Here is a 24,046-nt window from a genome sequence, read left to right as displayed (position 1 = left end):
CGAGTTTCGCCGGAGACCGGTGTCGCGGGGGATTGTCGGTTACGGTCGGCGCAGTCCCATGCGCGAAGGGTTGTTGCCGATGCCGCTCTACGAATACCGCTGCGTCGACTGCGGTCCGTTCGACGTATCCGCTCCGATGAGCGACGTCCGCCCCACCACCGCATGCCCCGCGTGTGCCGCCGAGTCACTGCGCGCGGTGACCGCGCCACGACTCGGGCGCGGCCGCACGGCGGCGATGCGCGTGCTCGATTCCACCGCGCGCACCGCGTCCGAACCCGCTGTGGTGTCGGGTGCGATACCCGGTAGTCCGCGCACGCCACCGCGTCCGGTCACCACCGATCCTCGTCATCGAATGCTTCCCCGGCCCTGACCTGGCCGGAATACGGCTCGCACCCCCGGTCGCTCAGCCCCCGGTGCTCACTCCAGGAGGTTCCCTTGCCCGACGTCATCTTCCCGCTCGACTCCACTCGCAAGTTCACCGAGCAGGAGAAGATCGGCCACAACCGGTGGCACCCCGACATTCCGCCCGTCGCGACGGTCAAGCCGGGAGACTCGTTCCGGGTGCACTGCCGCGAGTGGTTCGACGGCGAGATCCACAACGACGACAGCGCCGACGACATCCGCAATGCTCCGCTGCACACCGTGCACGCGTTGTCCGGGCCGTTCGCGGTGGAAGGTGCGAAACCCGGGGATCTGCTGATCGTCGACATTCTCGACCTCGGGCCCATCCCGCAGGAGGATTCCGGGCCGCTCGCGGGACAGGGCTGGGGGTACACCGGCATCTTCGCCAAGCCGAACGGCGGCGGGTTCCTCACCGACCAGTTCCCCGACGCGTACAAGGCGGTCTGGGATTTCTCCGGTCAGACGGCAACGAGCCGGCATATTCCGCACGTGTCTTTCACGGGCATCGTGCATCCGGGACTGATGGGCACGGCCCCGTCGCACGACCTGCTCTCGACGTGGAACACGCGCGAGGCCGCACTCATCGCGACCGACCCGGAGCGTGTTCCGCCACTGGCGCTTCCGCCGGAACCGAACGGGGCGATTCTCGGTGCTCTGACAGGCCCCGAGTTCGATCGGGTCGCGGGGGAGGGCGCTCGTACCGCACCGCCGCGCGAGAACGGCGGCAACCAGGACATCAAGAACCTCACCAAGGGCAGCCGCATCTTCTATCCCGTGTTCGTCGACGGCGCGAATCTGTCGGTCGGTGACCTGCACTTCTCCCAGGGCGACGGCGAGATCACGTTCTGCGGCGCCATCGAGATGGGCGGGTTCATCGATCTTCGCGTCGACATCATTCCCGGCGGGATGACGACCTACGGCGTGAGCGAGAACGCGATCTTCATGCCGGGCAACACCGACCCGCAGTTCTCGGAGTGGCTGGCGTTCTCCGGAACGTCGGTGACGCTCGACGGTGAACAGCGGTACCTGGATTCGCAACTGGCGTACCAGCGCGCGTGTCTGCACGCCATCGACTACCTCACCAAGTTCGGTTACACCCCGGAACAGGCCTATCTTCTGCTCGGCGCCGCGCCCATCGAAGGCAGATTGTCGGGAGTCGTCGACATCCCGAACTCGTGCGCGACCGTCTACATCCCGACCTCGATCTTCGACTTCCCGGTCTCCCCGAGCGTCGACGGCCCGTTCCGGATCGATCCCGGTGCGGGGGCGCCCCGCTCACCGGCGTAAACACGTCCTAAGATCCCGTTCGAAAGTTCTGCTGCCGAAGGGGACAAGAATGAGCACACACGTCGAACAGCGTGAGTTCCAGGCCGAAACGCGCCAACTGCTCGATCTGATGATCCACTCGATCTACTCCAACAAGGACACGTTCCTTCGTGAGTTGATCTCCAACGCCTCCGATGCGCTGGACAAGCTCCGGCTCGAGTCCTTCCGCGACAAGGATCTGCAGGTCGACACGTCCGACCTGCACATCGAACTCGCGGTCGACAAGGAGGCCCGCACCCTCACGGTCCGGGACAACGGCATCGGCATGACGCGCGACGAAGTCGTCGATCTGATCGGCACGCTCGCGCGTTCGGGCACCGGTGAACTGCGGCAGAAGTTGCGCGAAGCCAAGGACGCCGCCGCATCCCAGGAACTGATCGGCCAGTTCGGCATCGGTTTCTACGCCTCGTTCATGGTCGCCGACAAGGTCACGCTGGTCACCCGCAAGGCGGGCGAACCCTCGGGAACCAGGTGGGAATCGAGCGGAGAATCCACCTACACGATCGAGACCGTCGACGACGCCCCGCAGGGCACGTCCGTCACCCTCCACCTCAAGCCGGAGGATGCCGACGACCACCTCTTCGACTACACCTCGCAGTGGAAGCTCGAGGAGATCGTCAAGAAGTACTCCGACTTCATCGCCTGGCCGATCCGTATGGAGGTCACGCGCACCACCAAGGGTGAGGACGGTACCGACGAGGTCGGCGTCGAGACCAAGACGCTCAATTCGCAGAAGGCACTGTGGGCGCGCTCGCGGGACGAGGTGTCCGACGAGGAGTACACCGAGTTCTACAAGCACGTCGCGCACGCATGGGACGAACCCCTCGAGATCATTCCCATGCGCGCGGAGGGGACCTTCGAGTACCAGGCGCTGCTCTTCATTCCGAGCCATGCACCGTTCGACCTGTTCGCCCGGGAGCGGACGACAGGCATCCAGCTCTACGTCAAGCGCGTCTTCATCATGGACGACTGCGAGGATCTCGTTCCCGAGTACCTGCGGTTCGTCAAGGGTGTCGTCGACGCGCAGGACCTCTCGCTCAACGTCTCCCGCGAGATCCTGCAGCAGGACCGGCAGATCCGCGCGATCCGCCGCCGGCTCACGAAGAAGGTCCTGTCGACGGTCAAGGACATGGCGACGCAGGACGCCGAGAAGTACCGGACCTTCTGGAACGAGTTCGGCCGCGTCCTCAAGGAAGGCCTGATCTCCGATACCGACAACCGCGACACGCTTCTCGAGATCGCGTCCTTCGACTCGACGGCGAGTGACGACGAGCAGACGACGCTCGCCGGATACGTCGAACGGATGAAGGACGGCCAGGACGAGATCTACTACATCACCGGCGAGTCCCGGCAGCTGCTCGAAAGCTCCCCGCACATGGAGGCGTTCGCGGCGAAGGGCATCGAGGTGCTGTTGCTGACCGACCCGGTCGACGAGATGTGGGTGACGTCGGTTCCCGAGTACGACGGCAAGCCGTTCCGCTCCGTCGCCAAGGGCGAGGTCGATCTCGACACCGACGACGAGAAGAAGGCAGCCGAAGCCGAACGCGAGGAGCAGGAGAAAGAGTTCGGCGACCTCCTGACGTGGATGAAGGACACCCTCGACGAACACGTCAAGGAGGTGCGGCTCTCGTCGCGCCTCACGACATCGCCCGCCTGCATCGTGGGCGACACCTTCAGCATGTCGCCGGCGCTCGAGCGCATGTACCGGGCATCGGGCCAGCCGATCCCGCGAACCAAGCGCATCCTCGAACTCAACGCCGGACATCCGCTCGTCTCGGGTCTTCGCACGGCGCACGCGGAACGCAACGACGATCCCGCGCTCGCCGAGACCGCGGAACTGCTGTACGGGATGGCGCTGATCGCCGAAGGCGGTGAGGTCGAGGACCCGGCGCGCTTCACCCGGCTCCTCGCCGACCGCCTCGCCCGCACGGTGTAGTCGGGCCCAGGGGGGCGGTGTGATCGGGCCCGGGGGGCGGTGTGATCGGGCCCGGGGGGCGGTGCGGAACCGACGTCCGCTTCCGCCCCCCTGGCTCTGCCCGCCACGTCATCGATAGGGTCGGTTCATGAGTGACGTGGGTGGAGTTCTGTTCGACATCGAGGGCGTGATCGTCACCTCGTGGAAGCCGGTGCCGGGGGCCGCCGACGTGCTGGCCCGGTTGCGCGAGGACGGCGTGACCCGGGCATTTCTCACCAACACCACTTCGCGCACGCGCTCCGCGATCGCGCGCTCGCTCACCGATCTGGGAATGCCGGTCGATCCGGACGAAATAGTGACGGCCGCGGGACTCACCGCGGAATACGTCCGGCAGACCTACCCGGGTCGCCGCTGCTGGGTACTGAACGACGGTGATATCGAGGACGATCTCGAGGGCATCGTGCAGGACGACGTCGATCCCGAGGTCGTCGTCCTGGGTGGAGCAGGTCGTCATTACGACCACCGCTCGCTGAGCAGGGTCGCGGACCTGATGCTCGGCGGAGTGCCTGTCGTTGCGATGCACCGGGCGATGTCGTGGCAGACGGACGACGGGTTGCGCCTCGACACCGGGTCGTACCTCGCCGGGCTCGAGGAGTTGACCGGCCGGACCGCGGTGACGGTAGGCAAGCCCTCGATGCGCGGGTTCCTCGTCGCGGCGGACCTGATGGGCGCGGAACCCGACTCCATCGTCGTGGTCGGTGACGACCTCGCGGGTGAGGTGGTTCCCGGTCAGCGACTCGGTATGACCGGAGTTCTGGTACGTACCGGGAAGTTTCGCCAGTCGGTGCTCGATCTCTCGGTGGACGAGCCCGACCATGTGATCGACTCGGTGGCCGATCTGCCGGCACTGCTCGACGCCCTCTGAGGAGGCCCGTCCACCTGTGAGGTGGTTCCTCGCGCCCGTCCGGTGTGATCGGTACCCTACCGCCGGGGGATCAGCCCTCACCGTCTCCTGTAGAGGCAATCCAGCGCAGAGGAGTGCTCTTTGTCCATTCGATCCTTCCGTTCCGTTCTCTCCGGCCGCCGTGTCGCACGCGCCGGTGTGCTCGTCGCCCTCGGCGTGGCGTCGGCCGCTTTCATGGGGACCGGGACCGCGGCAGCCGCTCCGGTGACGTGTCTGTCTCCGCCGTCCGCAAACCAGATCCTCGTCTCGGACGCCGCGAGCTGCGGCGCGACCGCCGCTCCGGGCGCGACGGCGCGCGCGTCGGCTGCCGACAGCGGCACCGCGGTGTCCGTCGCGGAGCGAGGGGGAGCTGCCGAGTCCCACGCAACCGGATTCGGCACCGCTCTCAGCGGGGCCGCCGACGGCGGCCGCTCCTACGCGTACGCGCTCGGCGGCGGGCTGAGTCATTCGTGGGCCGAGGGACCGGCCATGACGGTGTCGGTCGCGGGCTGGGGCTCGGGCGCGACCGCCGATACGACCGGCGTGACCTGCGTGGGTGCCCAGTCGTTCGCGGTCAACACGGCGACCGGTCAGTGGTGCGCCGTGGGTGTCGGTTCTACGCGCCGATAACTTTCTTCCGCGTTTTTCCGCTGCACTGTGACGGGGGTGGTGAGTGCCTGTAATCTTGCACTCACCACCCCCGAGTGCTAAGAATGCACTTAGCACTCGCAACACGTGAGTGCCAGGTCGGGACGGTGAGACCGGGAATAACGACACTCCCTGGTCGTCCGTCGCGGGCACTGAACCCGGCCGGCAAGCGTGTCACCCCCATACCCGGAGGATCACTTCGCAATGGCCAAGATCATCGCGTTCGACGAAGAGGCTCGTCGCGGCCTCGAACGGGGCCTCAACAGCCTCGCCGACGCAGTCAAGGTGACGTTGGGCCCCAAGGGTCGCAACGTCGTTCTCGAGAAGAAGTGGGGCGCTCCCACGATCACCAACGATGGTGTGTCCATCGCCAAGGAGATCGAGCTCGAGGACCCGTACGAGAAGATCGGCGCCGAGCTGGTCAAGGAAGTCGCCAAGAAGACCGACGACGTTGCGGGTGACGGCACCACCACCGCCACCGTTCTCGCCCAGGCGCTGGTGCGCGAGGGTCTGCGCAATGTTGCAGCAGGAGCGAACCCGCTCGGCCTCAAGCGCGGCATCGAGAAGGCCGTCGAGGCTGTCACGGCCCGGCTGCTCGACACCGCCAAGGAAGTCGAGACCAAGGAGCAGATCGCTGCTACCGCCGGCATCTCCGCCGGTGACCCCGCGATCGGTGAGCTCATCGCCGAGGCCATCGACAAGGTGGGCAAAGAAGGCGTCATCACCGTCGAGGAGTCGAACACCTTCGGCCTTCAGCTCGAGCTGACCGAGGGCATGCGCTTCGACAAGGGCTACATCTCCCTCTACTTCGCCACTGACGCAGAGCGTCAGGAGGCAGTGCTCGAGGATCCCTACATCCTGCTCGTCAGCTCCAAGATCTCCACGGTCAAGGACCTGCTGCCGCTGCTCGAGAAGGTCATCCAGTCGGGCAAGCCGCTGCTGATCATCGCCGAGGATGTCGAGGGCGAAGCCCTGTCGACCCTGGTGCTGAACAAGATCCGCGGCACCTTCAAGTCCGTCGCCGTCAAGGCTCCGGGCTTCGGCGATCGCCGTAAGGCTCAGCTCGCCGACATCGCCATCCTCACCGGTGGCGAGGTCATCAGCGAAGAGGTCGGCCTCTCGCTCGAGACCGCCGGCGTCGAGCTCCTCGGCCAGGCGCGCAAGGTCGTCGTCACCAAGGACGAGACCACCATCGTCGAGGGTGCGGGCGATCCCGACTCCATCGCCGGTCGCGTCAACCAGATCCGCGCCGAGATCGAGGCGTCGGATTCGGATTACGACCGCGAGAAGCTGCAGGAGCGCCTGGCCAAGCTGGCCGGTGGCGTCGCCGTCATCAAGGCCGGCGCTGCGACCGAGGTCGAGCTCAAGGAGCGCAAGCACCGCATCGAAGATGCCGTGCGTAACGCCAAGGCAGCAGTCGAAGAGGGCATCGTCGCCGGCGGTGGCGTTGCACTTCTGCAGGCCGCTCCGGCTCTGGACGAGCTCAAGCTCGAGGGCGACGAGGCGACCGGTGCGAACATCGTCCGCGTTGCTCTCGAAGCACCGCTGAAGCAGATCGCCTTCAACGCCGGCCTCGAGCCCGGCGTCGTTGCCGAGAAGGTTCGCAACCTGCCCGCGGGCCACGGCCTCAACGCCGCGACCAACGAGTACGGCGACCTGCTCGCTGCAGGCATCAACGACCCGGTCAAGGTCACCCGCTCGGCGCTGCAGAACGCAGCGTCCATCGCGGCTCTGTTCCTGACCACCGAGGCCGTTGTCGCCGACAAGCCGGAGAAGTCTTCTGCTCCGGCCGGCGATCCGACCGGCGGCATGGGCGGCATGGACTTCTGATCCAGCCCCCGGCATACGCCAGGTAGTCCTCCGCGAGGCCCGAACCCATCTCGATGGGTTCGGGCCTCGCGGCATGTCCGGGGAGCCTCGTTGTTCCTGATGCGTTCGGCAGGAACGCATTCCCGGGATTACCGAGCGGACGACCTGCGTAACTCGCGGCCGCTGAGTGCCCGGGGTGCGTACACGGCCCGGCCCCGTCCTTCCGGCCGCGACCCTGACCTTCGAGACCCGAAATCCCACCGCCGAACCCGATGTCCGATCCATTCCCATTGGGTGGTCTATGGTGTATCAATTGACAGAGCCCTCGATTATTCGGGGCGGTAACTCAGCGTCGCCGTTTGGCTGACGAAAGCACACGGGAGGTCGGTCGAGTGATCTCGGCGTTGTTCCGGCGAGCGATCGCCACTGTAGGGATAGGGGTGCTGGTTCTCCTCGGAGCACCGGGCATTGCTTCCGCCGAGCCTGTTTCGCATCTGTCCCGCGTCGAGGTCAAGAGCGATCGCGTCGTGGTGGCCCACGTGTACTCCGCAGCGATGGATCGTGAAGTGGCGCTGCGCGTGTACACGCCGGCGGACACGAGCGTGCCGAGTCCGACGCTCTATCTGCTCAACGGCGCCAGTGGCGGGCAAGGGGTAGCCACCTGGGATGCGCGGACGAACATGGACGAGTTCTTCGCCGACAAGAACGTCAACGTGGTCACTCCGTTGGACGGCTCGTTCACCTATTACACCGATTGGCTCGAGGACGACCCGATTCTGGGCCGGAACAAGTGGACGACGTTCCTCACTCGTGAACTGCCGCCGATCATCGATGCCGAATTCGGCACGACCGGCACGAATGCGATCGCGGGATTGTCGATGTCGGGGACTTCGGTTCTGAGTCTCGCGATCGCGGAGCCGACACTGTACAAAGCGGTGGGTGCCTACAGCGGCTGTGCCGAAACGAGCACCGAACTCGGGCAACTTTATGTCCGGGCAGTGGTGGAGAGTCGCGGAGAAGCGAACGCGGAGAACATGTGGGGCCCGTACGGCGGCCCCGGTTGGGTCCAGAACGATCCCTTCGTCAACGCCGAGAAGTTGCGGGGCATCGATCTCTACATCTCCTCGGCCACCGGGCTGCCGGGTGAGCATGATCGTCTCGGCTCTACCTGGGTCGGCGACGATCCGGGCCTGCTGGCGAACCAGGTGGTTGTCGGAGGCGTGATCGAGGCGGCGGTCGACAACTGCACGCGCCGGTTGGCTGCGCGCCTGGAGGAGCTGGAAATTCCCGCTGTGTTCGACTTCCGTCCGGCGGGAACGCATTCCTGGGGTTATTGGCAAGACGATCTGCACAACTCGTGGCCCATGCTTGCGAACGCACTCGAGGTGAGCTGAGACGACACCGACCCGGTGCGCGCACTTGACGAACCGGTCATCACCTTCGATGGTGATGACCGGTTCGTCGTATACGGCGGTTCGCGGCAGCGGACAAAATCCGTCGTTGGCGTCGCTGTCGACGGATGACCGGGTGGGTCCGATGTGGCCGGACCCCAGGTGCACGCCTGGGAAACTGGGCTGACTCCCACCGGAATGTCCGTTTCGCACTATTCCTCCTTCTCGTGGTGTATCTATTGATGCGTCTCCGGACTATTCGGAGGCGGTCATCGGGCGTCGCCGCGTGCGTCGACGAAGCATCAGGGAGGGTCGAGTGATCTCGGCGTTGTTCCAGCGGATACTTGCGGTGGTGGGGGTAGCGGCGACGGTTCTCGTCGCGCTGCCGAATATTGCGTCCGCACAGAATGTTTCGTATCTGTCCCACATCGTTGTCGAGAACGAACGCGCGGTGGTGGCCCACGTGTACTCCGCGGCGATGGACCGGGTCGTGCCGCTTCGTGTGCGCACACCGGCCGACACGAGTCGCGCCGCCCCCACGCTCTATCTGCTGAACGGGGCCGGCGGAGGGCAGGGGGTGGCCACCTGGGACGAGCAGACGGACATCGACGAATTCTTCGCCGACAAGAACGTCAACGTCGTGACTCCGCTGGACGGATCATTCAGCTACTACACCGACTGGCGACGGGACGATCCGGTACTCGGCCGCAACAAGTGGACCACCTTCCTCACGCGTGAGCTTCCTCCGGTCATCGATGCCGCCTTCGGTACGACGGGTGTGAATGCCATCGCGGGGCTGTCGATGTCGGGGACGTCGGTGTTGGGCCTCGCCATCGCGAAGCCGACGTTGTACCGGGCGGTGGGCGCCTACAGCGGATGTGCCGAAACGAGTACAGAACTCGGGCAACTCTATATCCGGACCGTGGTCGAAAGCCGCGGAGGAGCCGATGTGGAAAACATGTGGGGCCCGCTCGACGGTCCCGGATGGGTCGAGAACGACCCGTACGTCAACGCCGAGAAGTTGCGAGGTATCGACCTCTATGTCTCCTCGGCTACCGGACTCCCGGGCAAGCATGAGCACCTCGGCGCCCGTTCGGTCGGGAACGACCCGGCTCTGCTGTTGAACCAGGTGGTGATGGGCGGCGTGATCGAGGCTGCGGTCGACGACTGCACACGGCGTCTCGCAGCCAGGCTCGAAGAGCTGGATATACCCGCTGTTTTCGAGTTCCGCCCGACCGGAACGCATTCCTGGGGCTACTGGGAAGACGACTTGCACAACTCGTGGCCCATGCTTGCGAGGGCTATGGAGACGCGCTGATATTTGCACAGTCGGGTGCGCTCACCTGTTATGGGCGCACCGCGATCTACTGTGCGAATTATGTTGATGCGCAGCGGATTAGCGAATCATCAGCGCTCACGACTTCTCCACAAAAACCATTGACGCTTTAAGTACCGGACAGTATGGTTGGCCCCACGGCACCCGCTCGGATCCGAAATTTACTGTGCCGCACCCGATCTGTTTCATCGTCTCCAGGAGGACACATGGGTAGCACAACGATCACCGAGATCATCAACTTCTTCTTCTCGCTGCTCCTGCAGACCGCGCAGTTCATCAGCTGATCGCCGCATAACCCGATCGCCGCTGTACCCGATCGCTGGTTGTACCTGACCGTCGATCGTCGCTCTATCCGACGCCCGGGGGCATGACGTCTCCGGCAGGAATCTGGAGGAAACATGGGTAGCATCTCGAGTGGTTTCGAAGCCATCAGCCAGTTCGTCGAACTGATCCTGGTGATCGCGCCGGTACTGCTGACCGGCTCGCTGTAAAGAGTGGATTATGAGGCCGTGAGTCCCGAGGTTCGGGGCTCACGGCCTCTTCCGTTCGTGGGCGCGTTCGTCAGCGCCGGACCGCCGGTTCCCTCCGGCCTGATCAGCTTTGCAGCGCCGGCTCGGCCGATTGCTTCGCGAGTCGGGCGGCGATCGCTGCACACACCAGCAGCTGAATCTGGTGAAACAGCATGAGGGGAAGAATGATCAGTCCGATGGGCTCTCCGGGAAACAGAACCGTGGCCATCGGCAGGCCGGTGGCGAGCGACTTGGTGGAACCGCAGAAGAGGATGGCCGTCCGGTCCTCGTACGAGAATCCGAGTTTGGCGGGCGCGTACCAGGTGAGCGCCAGCACGATCGCCAGCAGGAGTAGGCACACTCCGGCGAGTGCAAGCAGACGCAGAACAGACAACTGGGTCCAGATGCCCTCGTTCATGCCGCGACTGAACGCGACATAGACGACGAGCAGAATGGAACCGCGGTCGACGAGCTTGAGGGGCTTGCCGTGTGCCGTGACCCAGCCCCCGATCCAGCGGCGCATGACCTGGCCCGCGACGAAGGGGACCAGCAACATGAGCACGATGTCCAGCACTGCCGCGGAACTGAAGGTCACTCCTTGCGTACTCATCGTCACTGCGACGAGTGCCGGGGTGAACAGGATTCCGAGCAGGCTCGAGGCAGATGCCGAGACGACCGCGCCGGGGATATTGCCGCGAGCAACGGAGACCAGTGCGATCGAGGACTGCACTGTCGAGGGCAGCAGGCACAGGTACAACACACCCAGATAGAGCGGCTCGGTGAGCAGCCACGGAACGAAGACCTTGGCAGCAAGGCCGAGGAGCGGGAAGATCACGAAGGTGACCGCGAGAATGGTCGCGTGCAGCCGCCAATGTCTCAGGCCCGCCACGGCTTCGGCGGTAGACAGGCGCGCGCCGTACAGGAAGAAGAGAAGGCCGATCGCGATCTTCGATGCCCATGTGAAGACATCGAGCCCGACGCCGTGTGCGGGCAGGGCCGCGGCGACGGCAACTGTCAGCACGATTCCGACAAGGAACGGGTCGAGTCGATTGAGAAACGGGATCTTCGCCAGCATGGTTCGACGCTAGGCCATGGTGGGCTGATTCGAGAAGCCGATTACCGCGATCACTGTGATCACAGATTGTGATTGAATGCAGGGGTGTTCGATCCCGTCCACCTCCGTAGTTTCCTGGCCGTCGAAAGCGAACGCAGTTTCACGGCGGCGGCGCGGCGCCTGGGCCTGCGGCAATCCACCGTGAGTCAGCACGTCGCCAAACTCGAGGCGACTGCGGGTCGTCGGCTGTTCGTGCGCGACACCCACACCGTCGAGCCGACCGCCGACGGGAGCGCGATGCTCGGATTCGCCCGCGAGATCCTCGAGCGTCACCACGCCGCCCAGCGTTACTTCACCGAATCCACCGTCAGTGGGCGCGTGCGGTTCGGCGCGTCCGACGATCTGGTGCTCCACGAACTCCCCGCGATCCTCGCCGAGTTCCGGCGGGGGCATCCGCGTGTGGATTTCGAACTCACCGTCGGACTCAGTGAGAACCTGCACCGCAGCCTGGAGGACGGCGATCTCGATCTCATGTTCGGAAAGCGCCGGCCCGGCGAGCGTCACGGCGAACTGATCTTCCGTGACAAGCTCGAGTTCCTCGGCGCACCCGGCTTCGTGCCGGACCCGGAGGGACCGATACCGCTCGTCACCTATCCCCACCCGTCGCTGACCCGGGAGATCGCGCTCGACGTGCTCCAGCGGTGCGGATACGGAGCGCGGGTGACATGCGTCGCCGACAGTCTCATCGGGTTGAGCGCTGCAGCACTGGCGGGGCTGGGTGTCGTTCTGCATGCGAGCCGGCTCCCACCGGCGGGTCTCGTTCCTGTTCGGTCCGCAACCCGCCGGTTACCCGATGCCGGTCATCTCGATTTCGTGCTCGTCGCCCGCCGAAGCGTGCTCAGTGAGCCGGAGCGTGCGCTCCGTGCAGCGATTCTGGCCAACGCCGACCGGCTGGTGCGCGATACCCACGACACCGACCCTCATTCCGGCAGCAGCATCCACAGGGCGAGGTAGAGAAGCACTGCCGTGCCACCGGTGACGAACGCTGCGAGCACCGCGCCCGCGCGGACGAGATTGACGTCCAGGCCGAAGTATTCGGCGAGGCCTCCGCAGACGCCACCGAGCATGCGCTGCGACGAGGAGCGGGCGAAGGGACGGGGGGTGTTGTTCTCGAATGTCATGATTCGATCGTGCCGGTTGTGAGCCTTCCGCACATCGGGGACGAACCCGGATCTCTACCCTGATCTTTCTCTCGGGGGTGCGAGCGAGACCCAGGATCAGGATGAGGCCAAGTATCGCCGGTCGTGATCGGGAAGAGCAGACTCGGTGTTCGTCATGTTTTCGAGAAAGGAGTTCCCGACCATGGACACCGTCAGCGATCGTCGTCTCGTCGCCTTGCTTCGCCGCTACGGCGCCGATGAAGCCGAACGTGTAGGCGCCCGCATCGACCCATTACTGTGGAACGACGTTCTTGCGGTTCAGCTCGCGCACCGGTCGGTACGGAAGTTCCTGCCCGAGAAGGTGTCCGAAGACCACCTCCGTGCGATCGTCGCGGCGGCTTCGTCGGCTGCCAGTTCCAGCAACCTGCAGTTGTGGAGTGTGATCGCGGTGACCGATAGTGAGCGCCTCGGCCGCATAGCGGAACTCGCCGGCAACCAGGAGTCGGTGCGCAGCGCGCCTCTTCTCCTGGTGTGGGTCGCGGATCTGGCGCGTGCGGCTCGGTTGGCGACGAGGCGTGGCAGAGAGCTCGTCAACGCGGGCTATCTCGAATCGGCAGTGCTCGGGATCGTCGACACGACCCTGGCTGCGCAGAACGCCGCACTCGCCGCGGAATCACTCGGGCTCGGCACGGTATTCATCGGGGCGCTCCGTGACCACCCGACCGACCTTGCTTCCGAACTGGCCTTGCCCGACCACAGTTTCGCCGTGGTCGGGCTGGTGGTGGGCCGTCCCGACCCGGCCGAGTATCCGGAGGTCAAGCCGCGGCTCGGTCAGGACGTCGTGCTGCACCGAGAGCAGTACGGGTCCGGCGCGCAGGATGCGGAGGACGAAGGGGTAGCCGCGTACGAGGACGCCATTGCGCAGTTCTACCGGAGCCAGGGCTTACCGGACAGTTGGAGCGAGCGCGTCCTCGGTCGTTTTGCCGCACCGGGTGCGCTGGGGCACAGGGAAGGTCTGCGGCAAGCGTTGTTGCAGCGAGGGTTCGGATTCGAGTGAGGACTCGTCCGTGGGCAGTGCTCAACGGCAGACGACGGTGAGTCCGATTCCGCGCCAGACCTCGGTTTCGACGCGCTCGAAGGCCCCGTCCTCGTGGTCGTATTCGTAGTCGACCTCGACGCGGTTTCCCTTGTCGCGTTGCTCGGTGACGACGCAATGACCCGACAGATTGCCCGACCGGTTCGTGATCGAATGAGGAATGTTGCGTTCGGTGAGAAGCTCGACCGCCGACTGCTGGCTCATGCCGACGACGACGGGAACGGTTTGTGCTGTGGCAGTGCCTGTTCCGAGAGCGACGGCCGCCGCGCCGGCGAAGAGTGCTGCAATGACCCTGGTGCGCATGAATTCTCCCGATGGTGAGTGACCCGCGAAAACGAACACGTCTATCGTGCGCCGGACATGCACCCGAACACATCCGGGCACGTCCCCCATCTCGACCCTGAACTCGACCTCGGGGTCGAGCGGAATCCGGGGTGCGATGCGGGTGGGTCTGCGTACGATCGGGTCCATGGCGGGACGGACACGGGTGGCGCTTGCGCTGGGGAGCGGGGGCGCCAGGGGGTATGCGCATATCGGCGCGATCCAGGTGATCGAGGAACGCGGCCTCGAAATCGTCGGCGTGGCAGGCGCTTCGATGGGTGCGCTGGTCGGGGGTGTCTACGCGGCGGGCAAACTCGAGCCGTACACGCAGTGGGCGCTGAGCCTGTCCCAGATGGATGTCGTGCGGCTGCTCGACGTGTCGGTGTCGGCTCCCGGCGCCATCCACGCCGAGCGGATCCTGTCGAAGATGCGCGACATACTCGGAGAGGTCTCGATCGAGGATCTGCCGATCCCGTTCACGGCCGTTGCCACCGACCTCGCGGCGGGACGCGCGGTGTGGTTCCAGCGGGGTCCCGTCGACGCGGCGATCCGAGCGTCGATCGCAATTCCCGGCGTCATCACTCCCGTGGTGCTCAACGGCAGGGTCCTCACCGACGGAGGCACACTGTCGCCGTTGCCGATCGCCCCGACCGTCGGAATGCACGCTGATCTCACGATCGGCGTCAGTCTCGCCGGAGAGGACGGCGGTCGGCCGCACTCACCCGAGAACGCGAGTTCGGAACCGCGGCCTGCCGAGGAATGGATGGGACGTTTCCGTCGTAGCGCTGCCTCGGTGCTCGAAACCGACATCGTGCGATCGGTGGTCAACCGGTTCTCCGCGAGCAGCGTAGACAACGACGACTCGTTCGCGGACACGACGGTCCCCGAGGCGGATACCGGAACGCACGACGCGCCGACGCCGAAGTTCGGACGCGTTGCGGTGATGAACCGGTCGCTCGACATCATGCAGTCGGCCCTGTCGCGGTTCCAGCTCGCCGCCTATCCGCCGGACGTGTTCGTCGAGGTCCCGCGAACCGCGTGCCGGAGTCTCGATTTCCACAGGGCCGCGGACATGATCGCTCTGGGAAGAGCGCTCACCGCGGCGGCGCTCGACGACGCCGGCATCCCGGACCCCGCCACGCGGGAGGTCGCGCCCGAACCGGCGAACGACGAGCCCGGATCGGCCTAGTCTGAGCCGGTGCAGACCGTACCGATCCAGTTACCCGACGGCACCACGACACCGGTGCGGTTGTTCGCGGGCCCCGACCACGAGCACGAATCCCGTCGCGATTCGTCACGCGCAGTGGTCGTGATCGTGCCGGGACTCGGCGTTCCCGCCGGATACTACGAATCGTTCGCCGAGGCGCTGACCGGGTACGGGTTCGATGCGGCGATCTGCGAACTGGCGGGGCAGGGGGACAGCCGCCCCCGGCCCGGACCGGAGAGCACCTACGGCTACCACGACATCGTCGCCGTGCATCTGCCCGCTGTGTTCGAGGTGGTGCGGGAGCGCTTTCCGGATTCGACGCCCTATCTGCTCGGGCATTCGATGGGAGGCCAACTCGGCGTGCTCTACGCGTCGCGGATCCGTGGCCGGCTCGGCGGGCTGATTCTCGTCGCTGCGGGCACCCCGTATTACCGGCACTACCGCGGTGCCCGCCGCCCCGGACTCCTGCTGGGCTCGGCGGCGATGTCGTTGACATCGAGCGTCGCGGGTTTCTGGCCGGGCGACCGGATCGACGTGGCAGGATTCGGCCGGCAGTCCCGCGTCCTGATTTCCGACTGGGCGCGGCTCGCGCGCGGAGGCCGGTTCGATCCGGCCGGCGCCGACATCGACTACGAGGAGCGGCTTGCCCGCCTCACCCTGCCGGTCCTGTCGATCACCATCGAGGGCGACGAGCTGACGCCGGTGGAGTCGGCCCGCCACCTGCTGGGCAAACTGCCCGCCGCGGACATCACGACGTGGCACAACCCCCGGAAGCTCGGGCACAACGGCTGGATCCGCGACAACGCCGACACGGCGGCGAAGGTCGCCGCGTGGTTACGCGACCGCTAGGTCACGTGAGTTTGTCCGCCAGGAATGTGAAGGTCAGCGCCGACTTGAATGCCGCCTGCGCATTGTCGGCTGCACCGCCGTGTCCACCTTCGATGTTCTCGTAGTACCAGACTTCGTGACCCTCCTCCTCGAGGCGGGCGACCATCTTGCGGGCATGGCCGGGGTGGACGCGATCGTCGCGAGTGGAGGTCGTCACGAGGATCGGCGGGTACGTCGCATCCGGGTCGGTGTTCTGGTACGGCGAGTATCCGCTGAGGAACTCCCATTCTTCGGGCTTGTCGGGGTCGCCGTACTCGGCCATCCAGGAAGCACCGGCGAGCAGCAGGTGGTAGCGCTTCATGTCGAGCAACGGCACCTGGCACACGATCGCGCCGAACAACTGCGGGTACCGGGTGAGCATCACGCCCATCAGGAGTCCGCCGTTGCTGCCTCCCTGCGCGCCGAGCTGCTCTGCCGTGGTGATGTCCCGCGCCACAAGGTCTTTCGCAACGGCGGCGAAGTCCTCGAAGACTTTGTGCCGGTTCTCCTTGAGCGCTTGGGTGTGCCAGCCCGGACCGTACTCGCCGCCGCCGCGGATGTTGGCGATCACGTACGTGTAGCCCTTCTCGAGCCACGCGCGGCCGATACCTCCGCTGTAGGCGGGCACCATCGAGTTCTCGAATCCGCCGTAGCCGTACAGCAGGGTGGGTGACGGGCTCGCGGTATTGCGTCCCACCACGAAGTACGGAATCTGTGTGCCGTCGTCGGATGTCGCGAAATGCTGCACCACCGAAATGCCGGTGGCGTCGAAGAAGGACGGCGCGGACTTGATCGGTTCGATCCGGCCACCCACCGTGCCGGACAGCAGTGTCGCCGGGATCGTGAAACCGCTCGAATTGAGGAAGAAGTCGTCGCCGGTGAGCGGGTCCACGTCGATGATCGATGTCGACGTCGCGTCCGGCACCCCGGGCAATTCCTCGTCCGACCAGCCGTCGGCGCCGGGGGTGAGGACCCGCATCTGGGTCTGCACATCGCGCAACGTGACGACGAGCAGATGGTTCTGCGTCCACGCGTACTGTTCGAGCGATGTGTGCTCGTCGGGAGTGAACAACACCGTCAGGTCCCGCGAGCCCGACAGGAACGAGGGATAGTCGGCAGCGAGCAACGCGCCGGCGGGGTGCCCCAGCCATTCGGAGCGGGTACGGATCAGCAGGTGATCGCGGTACACACTCACCCGCGCGTCGTGTGGAACTTCGAGTTCGACGAGTTCGCCGGTCGCCGTCAGTTCGAACCGCCGGGCCCGGTAGAAGTCGAGAGCACGATCGACGAAACTGCGCTCGTAACCGGGGGTGTCGTCGTACCACGCGGACACCGCGACATCGCCCGCTTCGCCCTCGAAGACCGTGTCCACGTCGGCCAGCGGCGTTCCGCGCCGCCAGCGCGCGGCGATGCGGGGATATCCGGAGTCGGTCAGTGATCCCTCGCCGAAATCTGTTCCCACATAGACGGTATCGGAATCGATCCACCCGATGTCGGTCTTCGCCTCCGGCACTTCGAAGCTGTCCGGTCCGGAGACGAACTGCCGCGTGACGAGGTCGAACTCGCGAACGACCGTGGCGTCGGCACCGCCGCGCGAGAGGCTGATGAGCGCGCGCGTCTGGTCCGGACGCAGGACCTGGGCACCCGACCACACCCAGTTCTCGCCTTCCTCTTCGGCCACGGCATCGAGGTCGACCAGGACGTCCCACTCCGGGTTGTCGCGTACGTACTGGTCCATCTTGGTGCGTCGCCACAGCCCGCGCACATGGGTGGCGTCACGCCAGTAGTTGTAGAGGTACTCGCCGCGGCGCCGGGCATACGGAATGCGAGCGTCGGTGTCGAGAACTTCGCGGATCCGGCTTTCGAGTGTGCCGAAACCGGTGCTGCGGGTATAGGCGTCGATCGTGCGGTCGTTGTGGGCGCGGACCCAGTCGAGCTGCTTCTCGCCCGTGACGTCCTCGAGCCAGAGGTACGGGTCGGTGGTGGTGTCGCTCATGACTTCATTTCTACCCGGCATTACGCTGCCGAGGTGCAGCTCACCCCCGCGGACGCGCAGATGTACTGGCTCTCCGATCGAATGCCGAACGATCAGTTCCTGCTCTTCTGCTTCGCCACCGACGCCGGTGTGGACGAGGTGCGCGAGGCGGTGCGCAGGCGTACCGACGTCATGGGGAAGTTGCTGTGCCGCGTCCGGGACGTTCCCCGGCAGCTGGACTACCCGTATTGGTGTCCGAGAACTTTCAGCGACGACCTCGTCGCCGAGCACCGGCTCGACGATCCGTCGTGGGAGAACGTGCAGAACGCACTGGGGGACCTCGTTGCGACGGTGCTCGATGCTCGGGTGAGCCCGTGGCGCCTGCACGTATTCACCGGAGTGCGCGGCGCGCCCCTGTGTGACGATGCGGCCCTGGTGGTCGTCTGGCAGGTCTCGCACGCGTTCGCGGACGGCCGTGGGGCCACCGCCCTGGCCAGGGCGCTGTTCGGTGCGGACGAGCCACCAGCGTCGCCGCGTCCGGAGCCAGGGCCCATCGCGTGGGAGATGGTCGCTCGTGCCGCCGCCCGGTTTCCCGCGCAGGCCGTTCGCTTGGCGCGGTCGGGTCGACGTGCGGCCGCTGCGGCACGCGCTCTCGACGCCGCGACCGCGGCAGGTGAGATACCGGCACCGGCCGCCGGGCGGCCACTCGTCGGCGTCAACTGCGATCCGGGCACCGAGCGCAGCGTCCGCGCCGTGGTGTTCCGGTCCGCTGCCTTCCGCGGTGGTGGACATACCGTCACCGTCGTCGCATTGACGGCGATCTCGGTGGCGCTGTCCAGGTTTCTCGAGACGCGCGGCGAGAGCGTGCCGGACCGGCTGGGTGCGGAGGTCACCGTGGCGGTCGGGACCGTGGGTTCCGCGAACAACAACTATCGCAATGTCGGCGTCGACCTGTTCGTCACCGAATCCGACCTGGGTGTCCGGGCTGCCCGCATCGCTGCCGATCTGGGTGCGCGTCGTGAGAGGGTGACCGATCCGCTGCTCGCGCAGCGCGACGCGGCAGCCGAACATGTTCCGGCCCCCCTGTCGCGGTTCGGGATCGTTCGGTCCGGGTCGTCGCGTCCCGTCACCGTCACGGGAAACACCGTGGTGTCGAGCGTCTTCCGTGGTTCTGCCGACCTCGCGCTCGCCGGTGGGCCGGTGGTGTTCAGCGCCGGATTCCCGGCCCTGTCGCCGGCCATGGCGTTGACCCACGGTGTCTACGGACTCGGAGAGACGGTCACGATCGGCGTGGCCGCGGGCAGTCGGGTGATTCCCGATCTCGATGCGTACGAGGAGATGGTGCGCGACGCCGTCGCCGAGGTCGGCGCGGCGCTCTCCCCGGCGAGATGAGCGCCGGTGGAATAGCACCGGCCACTGTGGTCCCGCGCATGTACCGTGCGGGGAGCAATCGAATCGGCGAGGCGGGGGCAGCACGGTCATGGGCGTATACGTAGTAACGGGATCAGCGTCGGGTATGGGCAGGGCGAGCGCGGAAAGACTGCGCGCCGCAGGCCACACCGTGATCGGTGTGGACATCCGGGACGCCGATGTGGTGGCCGACCTCTCGACTCCGCAGGGGCGGTCCGACGCCATCCGCGGCACCCTCGACCGGGCCGGAGCCACGCTCGACGGTGCGGTTCTCGCCGCCGGCCTCGGCCCCACTCCCGGCAGGGAACCGCTCATCGCCCAGGTCAACGTGCGAGGCGTGATCGATCTGCTCGTGGGCTGGCGCCCGGCGCTCGCCGCGGCCGGAAACAGCAAGGTGGTGGTCTTCGGCTCCAACTCCACGACGACCACGCCGGGCGTACCGAATTCCGCGGTGAAGGCGTTTCTCGCGGGCGACATGGACAAGGGCGTCGCGCGGGCCACCAGGATCGCCAAATCGGGGCCGCCGTTCACCTACGCAGCGTCCAAGATCGCGGTGACGCGCTGGGTTCGCCGCACAGCGGTGACGCCGGAATGGTCGGGTTCCGGCATCCGCCTCAACGTGCTCGCGCCGGGCGCGATCTCCACACCACTGCTCGACGCACAACTCGACAGTCCGTTGAAGAGGGCGGTCGAGAGCTTCCCTGTTCCGCTCGGCGGATTCGGCGACGCCGAACAGATTGCGCAGTGGGTCGAGTTCATGGTGTCCCCGGCCGCCGACTTCATGGCCGGCAGCGTGGTGGTTGTCGACGGTGGCACCGAGGCATACTTCCGGCCGGACGACTGGCCGGTTCGCGTGCCGTTCCGGTCGATACCCGGATACCTGCGCCGGATGCGCTCTTTCGCTCGCAGAACCGGCACCTCGGGCGACTGACCCGCATCCCCCGATCGGTTGATGCCGTCTGAGACCGTCGGGCGATGTGGCGGCCCGCCCCCGCCGGGCAAGCTCGGACCATGCCCATCGTAGAAGTGAAAGGCCTGTACAAACGGTACGGCGACCGCGCCGCCGTCGACGGCGTGAGTTTCGATGTCCGAGAAGGAGAGATATTCGGCATTCTCGGCTCCAACGGGGCCGGGAAGACCACCACGGCCGAATGCGTTTCCGGCTTGCGGGCACCGGACGAAGGGACCGTACGCGTCGCCGGGCTCGACCCGGTCGCCGACCGCCGCGTGCTGACGGAACTGCTCGGGGCTCAGCTACAGCAGAGCGAACTCCAGCCGAAGCTGACCGTGCAGGAGGCTCTCGACCTCTACGCATCGTTCTACCCGCGTCCCGCGGACGGGACGGCGCTGGCCGAACGGCTCGGCCTCGAGCACGTGCTCGACACCCGGTTCGCGAAGTTGTCGGGGGGACAGCAACAGCGCCTCTTCATCGCGCTCGCGCTGATCGGATCGCCGCGGGTGGTAGTGCTGGACGAACTCACCACGGGCTTGGATCCGCGTGGCCGCCGCGAGACATGGTCGCTGATCGAAGAGATCCGGGACTCGGGGGTCACGGTGCTGCTGGTCACCCATTTCATGGAAGAGGCGCAGCGGCTGTGCGACCGGGTCGCGGTATTCGATACCGGCAGGATCAAGGCGCTGGGCACGCCCTCGGAACTCATCGCCCGCACCTCGACAGCGGTCGTCGTCTCGTTCCGCCCGTCGGCTCCGCTCGATCCGGACGCCCTGACGGCATTGCCCGGAGTCCTGGCAGTGCGTCACGACCACGACCGGCTGGTCGTGGAAGGCAACGACGACTCGGTCGATGCGGTGCTCGCGCTCCTCGCCCGCGACGGCATCTCCGCTCGACGGCTCCGCATCACGGAAGCCACGCTCGACGACGCATTCCTCGATATCACGACCCCGGAGAAACGGCCATGACGACGACCGATACGAATCCCGTGACCGCGGTAGTGCGCACCGAAGCGCGCCTGTTCGTCCGCGAACCCGGCGCGATGTTCTGGATCCTCGCCTTCCCTGTCGTCCTGCTGACGATTCTCGGCCTCATCCCTGCCTTCCGGGAGGCGGACGCGAGTCTCGGGGGACGCCGGGTGATCGATCTCTACGTTCCGACCGTGGTGTTGCTGTCGATGATCGTCGCGGGTATCCAGACGATGCCTGCTGTGCTGTCGTCGTACCGCGAACGCGGAATCCTGCGCCGGCTGTCGGTGACCCCGGCCCGGCCGGTGACACTTCTGCTGGCGCAGATCGTGGTTCACGCCGTGGCCGTGGCCGGGTCGGTCGTGCTCGCCCTGCTCGTCGGCCGTGGTGTGTTCGGAGTGGCATTCCCGGAGCAGCCGTGGGGCTACGCGCTGGCGGTGCTCCTCACGCTTGCGGCGGCGCTGAGCATGGGCGCTGCGATTGCCGCCGTCTCGGGGACCACACGGATCGCGCAGACGATCGGCACCATCGTCTTCTTTCCGATGATGTTCTGTGCCGGGGTGTGGCTCCCGGTCCAGACCATGCCGGATCTGCTGCAGCGGATCGTCGAGGTGACGCCCTTCGGTGCGGCCTCGCAGATCCTCGACCAGGCGGCCCGAGGGGAGTGGCCCAGTGCGGGTGGTCTGATGGTGGTGGCGTTGTGGGCGGTGGCATTGACGGCCGCAGCAGCACGCTGGTTTCGCTGGCAGTAGAGATCGGTCCGCGGCAGTGACACCGGTCGGCAGTGACATTCCGTTGGCAACGACGACATTCCGTTGGCAACGACGGCGGCACCCGTCATGCTGAACAACGTGGCGACGGACACCGCGATGGCAGCGCCCCCGACAGACGAGTACTGGGAGCGTATCTACAGGTGGGGACCGTGGGTGCTGCTCGCGGTCGGGACGATCCTGTCCCTGGCCTCCGCGAACCTGCTCATGACGCCGGCAGAACGTGTTTCGGCTCTGGTGCTGGTTGGCGCCGCAGTGTGCTGGGAGCGCTGGTGGTGGCGTCGCGACAAGGACGCTGTGTACTTCACCGGGCGCACTGTTCTTGCGTTCGTCCTGACCTGGCTCAATCCGTTTTTCGCGTTTTACGCCTTCATCGGGTACTTCGACGCAGAGCGGTTGCTCCCCGAGCGTTGGATGCGAGTGGGGCTGCTCTCGACAGCGGTGACGATGGCGGGATCCCAGAGCGGGGGTCTCCCGCCGTCGGGCCTCACCATGTGGATCGCGTTCGGTGCGTTGTTCGTCATCAACTCCTCGATCGTGATGATGATGCTCCGAATCAGTGCGCGAGAGGAGACGCTGACGCAGGAACGGATCGACGCGATCGCGGAACTCGAACGCACGAATCACCGTCTGGAACAGGCTCTCTCCGAAAACGAGGCACTCCACGCGCAGCTCGTGCTGCGCGCGCGGGAGGCCGGCATCGACGACGAGCGGCGACGTCTCGCCGCCGAGATCCACGACACCCTGGCGCAGGGTCTCACGGGGATCGTCACGCAATTGCAGGCGGCGCAGAACACCGTCGACCCGGTCGTGGCCGGGGGGCATGTGGAGCGGGCCGCGGCACTTGCTCGCCGTAGCCTGTCCGAAGCCCGTCGCTCCGTGCAGAATCTGCTCCCGCAGGCGCTCGAGCACGGCACACTCGACGAGGTGCTGGGCCGAGTGGTGAAGATGTGGGAGGCGGACTCCGGGGTAGCCGCCGTATTCACCGTGACCGGCACAGTCGAGCCGTTGCACGACGACATCGGCGCGACGCTCCTGCGCATCACCGAGGAGGCACTCGCCAACGTGAGCAGGCATGCGGGGGCGGGACGTGTCGGTGTCACGGTCTCGTATATGGAGGACGAGGTGAGCGTGGATGTGCGAGACGACGGATGCGGTTTCGATCCGTCCGCAGGATCGGTTCGCGGGTTCGGCTTGAGGGGCATGCAGTCCCGGGCGGCCCGCGTTGCCGGCGAAGTGACTGTCGAGTCGGAGCGCGGTGCCGGGACGGCGGTCTCGGTGCGGGTTCCGCTGGTGCGGGTGGGAGCAGCGGAATGAGCGCCGACGCGATCACAGTGCTGATCGCCGACGATCATCCGGTCGTCCGCGACGGCCTGCGTGGGATGTTCGCCGCGTCAACCGAATTCGCGGTCGTAGGAGAGGCGTCGTCCGGACCGGAGGCTGTGGTGGTGACTGTGGCGCTGGATCCGGATGTGGTGCTGATGGACCTACGGATGCCGAGGGGCGGGGGAGTCGAGGCGATCGCCGAACTCACCGCCCGCAAGGTCCGGAGCCGCGTACTCGTCCTCACGACATACGACACCGACGCCGACGCTTTCTCGGCTATCGAGGCCGGAGCGATCGGCTACCTGCTCAAGGACACGCCCCGTGACGAACTGTTCGCGGCGGTGCGCGCTGTCGCGGAGGGACGCACCGTCCTCTCGCCGGTGGTGGCGTCGCGACTGCTGTCGCGCGTGCGCGCCCCGGCCGCATCGAGGACGCTCAGCGCGCGGGAGCGTGAGGTACTGACCCTGGTGGCGAAGGGCACGTCGAACCGCGCGATCGCGCAGGAACTGTTCATCAGCGAGGCGACGGTCAAGACGCATCTGACCCACATCTTCGGGAAGCTCGAGGTGGCGGATCGCGCCGCGGCGGTGGCGACCGCGTACGACCGCGGCATCCTGGGCTGAAGCGCCCGCTTCGTACCTACCGGTGGGTAACCGGACCA

Annotated in this window: 22 protein-coding genes; 18 read left to right on the top strand and 4 right to left on the bottom strand. The window is 66.3% G+C overall.

What is annotated here, in order from left to right:
• Positions 1–58 precede the first annotated feature (58 nt).
• From HF886_RS01275 to HF886_RS01240, 8 genes are all read left to right on the top strand, one after another.
• Positions 59–370 (top strand): zinc ribbon domain-containing protein, encoded by a 312-nt coding sequence (locus tag HF886_RS01275; protein ID WP_240954828.1) that lies wholly within the window; start codon positions 59–61, stop codon positions 368–370.
• Positions 371–435: 65 nt separating this feature from the next.
• Positions 436–1,689, top strand: a complete 1,254-nt coding sequence (fmdA, locus tag HF886_RS01270) for a formamidase (RefSeq protein ID WP_169651318.1) — start codon at positions 436–438, stop codon at positions 1,687–1,689.
• A 49-nt stretch (positions 1,690–1,738) separates the two neighbouring features.
• The gene (htpG, locus tag HF886_RS01265; RefSeq protein ID WP_169651317.1) at positions 1,739–3,664 is read left to right on the top strand and encodes a molecular chaperone HtpG; all 1,926 of its coding nucleotides are present in this window, start codon (positions 1,739–1,741) and stop codon (positions 3,662–3,664) included.
• A 127-nt stretch (positions 3,665–3,791) separates the two neighbouring features.
• Entirely contained in the window at positions 3,792–4,568 is a 777-nt protein-coding gene (locus HF886_RS01260; RefSeq protein WP_169651316.1) for an HAD-IIA family hydrolase, read from the top strand.
• Between the two features lie 120 nt (positions 4,569–4,688).
• A complete protein-coding gene (locus HF886_RS01255) occupies positions 4,689–5,216 on the top strand; it encodes a DUF6764 family protein (RefSeq protein ID WP_169651315.1) in 528 nt (175 codons plus the stop codon).
• 222 nt (positions 5,217–5,438) lie between these two features.
• The gene (groL, locus tag HF886_RS01250; protein ID WP_169619250.1) at positions 5,439–7,064 is read left to right on the top strand and encodes a chaperonin GroEL; all 1,626 of its coding nucleotides are present in this window, start codon (positions 5,439–5,441) and stop codon (positions 7,062–7,064) included.
• Between the two features lie 338 nt (positions 7,065–7,402).
• Positions 7,403–8,437: an alpha/beta hydrolase family protein gene (locus HF886_RS01245; RefSeq protein ID WP_240951855.1), complete on the top strand. Its 1,035-nt coding sequence runs from the start codon at positions 7,403–7,405 to the stop codon at positions 8,435–8,437.
• Between the two features lie 313 nt (positions 8,438–8,750).
• Positions 8,751–9,752, top strand: a complete 1,002-nt coding sequence (locus tag HF886_RS01240) for an alpha/beta hydrolase family protein (protein ID WP_169651314.1) — start codon at positions 8,751–8,753, stop codon at positions 9,750–9,752.
• A 612-nt stretch (positions 9,753–10,364) separates the two neighbouring features.
• Here the strand turns inward: HF886_RS01240 and HF886_RS01235 are convergent.
• Positions 10,365–11,354, bottom strand: coding sequence for a bile acid:sodium symporter family protein (locus HF886_RS01235; RefSeq protein ID WP_169651313.1), 990 nt, complete (start codon positions 11,352–11,354; stop codon positions 10,365–10,367).
• Positions 11,355–11,438: 84 nt separating this feature from the next.
• On the opposite strand from HF886_RS01235, the gene HF886_RS01230 reads away from it, so the two are divergent.
• Positions 11,439–12,347: a LysR family transcriptional regulator gene (locus HF886_RS01230; RefSeq protein WP_169619253.1), complete on the top strand. Its 909-nt coding sequence runs from the start codon at positions 11,439–11,441 to the stop codon at positions 12,345–12,347.
• Here the strand turns inward: HF886_RS01230 and HF886_RS01225 are convergent.
• Complete coding sequence (locus HF886_RS01225) at positions 12,314–12,514, bottom strand: PspC domain-containing protein (RefSeq protein WP_169619255.1); 201 nt, start codon at positions 12,512–12,514, stop codon at positions 12,314–12,316. The genes HF886_RS01230 and HF886_RS01225 overlap by 34 nt on opposite strands.
• Positions 12,515–12,695: 181 nt before the next feature.
• On the opposite strand from HF886_RS01225, the gene HF886_RS01220 reads away from it, so the two are divergent.
• Positions 12,696–13,550: a nitroreductase family protein gene (locus tag HF886_RS01220; RefSeq protein WP_169619257.1), complete on the top strand. Its 855-nt coding sequence runs from the start codon at positions 12,696–12,698 to the stop codon at positions 13,548–13,550.
• A gap of 21 nt (positions 13,551–13,571) precedes the next feature.
• On the opposite strand, the gene HF886_RS01215 is transcribed toward HF886_RS01220, so the two are convergent.
• On the bottom strand, positions 13,572–13,892 hold the full coding sequence (locus tag HF886_RS01215; RefSeq protein ID WP_169651312.1) for a hypothetical protein: 321 nt from the start codon (positions 13,890–13,892) through the stop codon (positions 13,572–13,574).
• 166 nt (positions 13,893–14,058) lie between these two features.
• On the opposite strand from HF886_RS01215, the gene HF886_RS01210 reads away from it, so the two are divergent.
• Together HF886_RS01210 and HF886_RS01205 are read left to right on the top strand one after the other, a co-directional pair.
• A complete protein-coding gene (locus HF886_RS01210; protein ID WP_169619261.1) occupies positions 14,059–15,099 on the top strand; it encodes a patatin-like phospholipase family protein in 1,041 nt (346 codons plus the stop codon).
• Between the two features lie 9 nt (positions 15,100–15,108).
• Positions 15,109–15,966 (top strand): alpha/beta fold hydrolase, encoded by an 858-nt coding sequence (locus HF886_RS01205; protein ID WP_169651311.1) that lies wholly within the window; start codon positions 15,109–15,111, stop codon positions 15,964–15,966.
• Between the two features lies 1 nt (position 15,967).
• Here HF886_RS01205 and HF886_RS01200 read toward each other — a convergent pair whose 3' ends face one another.
• Positions 15,968–17,980: an alpha/beta fold hydrolase gene (locus HF886_RS01200; RefSeq protein WP_169651310.1), complete on the bottom strand. Its 2,013-nt coding sequence runs from the start codon at positions 17,978–17,980 to the stop codon at positions 15,968–15,970.
• A gap of 33 nt (positions 17,981–18,013) precedes the next feature.
• On the opposite strand from HF886_RS01200, the gene HF886_RS01195 reads away from it, so the two are divergent.
• The 6 genes from HF886_RS01195 (at position 18,014) to HF886_RS01170 (ending at position 24,008) form a co-directional block, all read left to right on the top strand.
• The gene (locus tag HF886_RS01195) at positions 18,014–19,351 is read left to right on the top strand and encodes a wax ester/triacylglycerol synthase domain-containing protein (protein WP_169651309.1); all 1,338 of its coding nucleotides are present in this window, start codon (positions 18,014–18,016) and stop codon (positions 19,349–19,351) included.
• Between the two features lie 88 nt (positions 19,352–19,439).
• Positions 19,440–20,300, top strand: a complete 861-nt coding sequence (locus tag HF886_RS01190) for an SDR family oxidoreductase (RefSeq protein WP_169651308.1) — start codon at positions 19,440–19,442, stop codon at positions 20,298–20,300.
• 80 nt (positions 20,301–20,380) lie between these two features.
• Positions 20,381–21,289 carry an ABC transporter ATP-binding protein gene (locus HF886_RS01185; protein WP_169619271.1) on the top strand — a complete coding sequence of 303 codons (909 nt, stop codon included), beginning with the start codon at positions 20,381–20,383 and terminating at the stop codon, positions 21,287–21,289.
• Positions 21,286–22,041 (top strand): ABC transporter permease, encoded by a 756-nt coding sequence (locus HF886_RS01180; protein WP_169619273.1) that lies wholly within the window; start codon positions 21,286–21,288, stop codon positions 22,039–22,041. The genes HF886_RS01185 and HF886_RS01180 overlap by 4 nt, the downstream gene beginning before the upstream one ends.
• 99 nt (positions 22,042–22,140) lie before the next feature.
• Positions 22,141–23,376, top strand: a complete 1,236-nt coding sequence (locus tag HF886_RS01175; RefSeq protein ID WP_346765268.1) for a sensor histidine kinase — start codon at positions 22,141–22,143, stop codon at positions 23,374–23,376.
• Positions 23,373–24,008, top strand: a complete 636-nt coding sequence (locus HF886_RS01170) for a response regulator transcription factor (RefSeq protein ID WP_169619277.1) — start codon at positions 23,373–23,375, stop codon at positions 24,006–24,008. The genes HF886_RS01175 and HF886_RS01170 overlap by 4 nt, the downstream gene beginning before the upstream one ends.
• Positions 24,009–24,046 lie beyond the last annotated feature (38 nt).

It is taken from the genome of Rhodococcus sp. 105337, from assembly GCF_012844225.1.
Lineage (GTDB): Bacteria > Actinomycetota > Actinomycetes > Mycobacteriales > Mycobacteriaceae > Rhodococcus.
Note: the sequence above shows the minus strand (reverse complement) of the source record. Positions and strands in the feature narration are given on the sequence as shown.

What these genes read in the sequence shown, in the direction of transcription:
- HF886_RS01275 (WP_240954828.1), top strand. Translation starts at nt 59, where the DNA reads ATGCGCGAAGGGTTGTTGCCGATGCCGCTCTACGAATACCGCTGCGTC.
- htpG (WP_169651317.1), top strand. Translation starts at nt 1,739, where the DNA reads ATGAGCACACACGTCGAACAGCGTGAGTTCCAGGCCGAAACGCGCCAA.
- HF886_RS01260 (WP_169651316.1), top strand. Translation starts at nt 3,792, where the DNA reads ATGAGTGACGTGGGTGGAGTTCTGTTCGACATCGAGGGCGTGATCGTC.
- groL (WP_169619250.1), top strand. Translation starts at nt 5,439, where the DNA reads ATGGCCAAGATCATCGCGTTCGACGAAGAGGCTCGTCGCGGCCTCGAA.
- HF886_RS01235 (WP_169651313.1), bottom strand. Translation starts at nt 11,354, where the DNA reads ATGCTGGCGAAGATCCCGTTTCTCAATCGACTCGACCCGTTCCTTGTC.
- HF886_RS01225 (WP_169619255.1), bottom strand. Translation starts at nt 12,514, where the DNA reads ATGACATTCGAGAACAACACCCCCCGTCCCTTCGCCCGCTCCTCGTCG.
- HF886_RS01220 (WP_169619257.1), top strand. Translation starts at nt 12,696, where the DNA reads ATGGACACCGTCAGCGATCGTCGTCTCGTCGCCTTGCTTCGCCGCTAC.
- HF886_RS01215 (WP_169651312.1), bottom strand. Translation starts at nt 13,892, where the DNA reads ATGCGCACCAGGGTCATTGCAGCACTCTTCGCCGGCGCGGCGGCCGTC.
- HF886_RS01210 (WP_169619261.1), top strand. Translation starts at nt 14,059, where the DNA reads ATGGCGGGACGGACACGGGTGGCGCTTGCGCTGGGGAGCGGGGGCGCC.
- HF886_RS01200 (WP_169651310.1), bottom strand. Translation starts at nt 17,980, where the DNA reads ATGAGCGACACCACCACCGACCCGTACCTCTGGCTCGAGGACGTCACG.
- HF886_RS01190 (WP_169651308.1), top strand. Translation starts at nt 19,440, where the DNA reads ATGGGCGTATACGTAGTAACGGGATCAGCGTCGGGTATGGGCAGGGCG.
- HF886_RS01185 (WP_169619271.1), top strand. Translation starts at nt 20,381, where the DNA reads ATGCCCATCGTAGAAGTGAAAGGCCTGTACAAACGGTACGGCGACCGC.
- HF886_RS01180 (WP_169619273.1), top strand. Translation starts at nt 21,286, where the DNA reads ATGACGACGACCGATACGAATCCCGTGACCGCGGTAGTGCGCACCGAA.
- HF886_RS01170 (WP_169619277.1), top strand. Translation starts at nt 23,373, where the DNA reads ATGAGCGCCGACGCGATCACAGTGCTGATCGCCGACGATCATCCGGTC.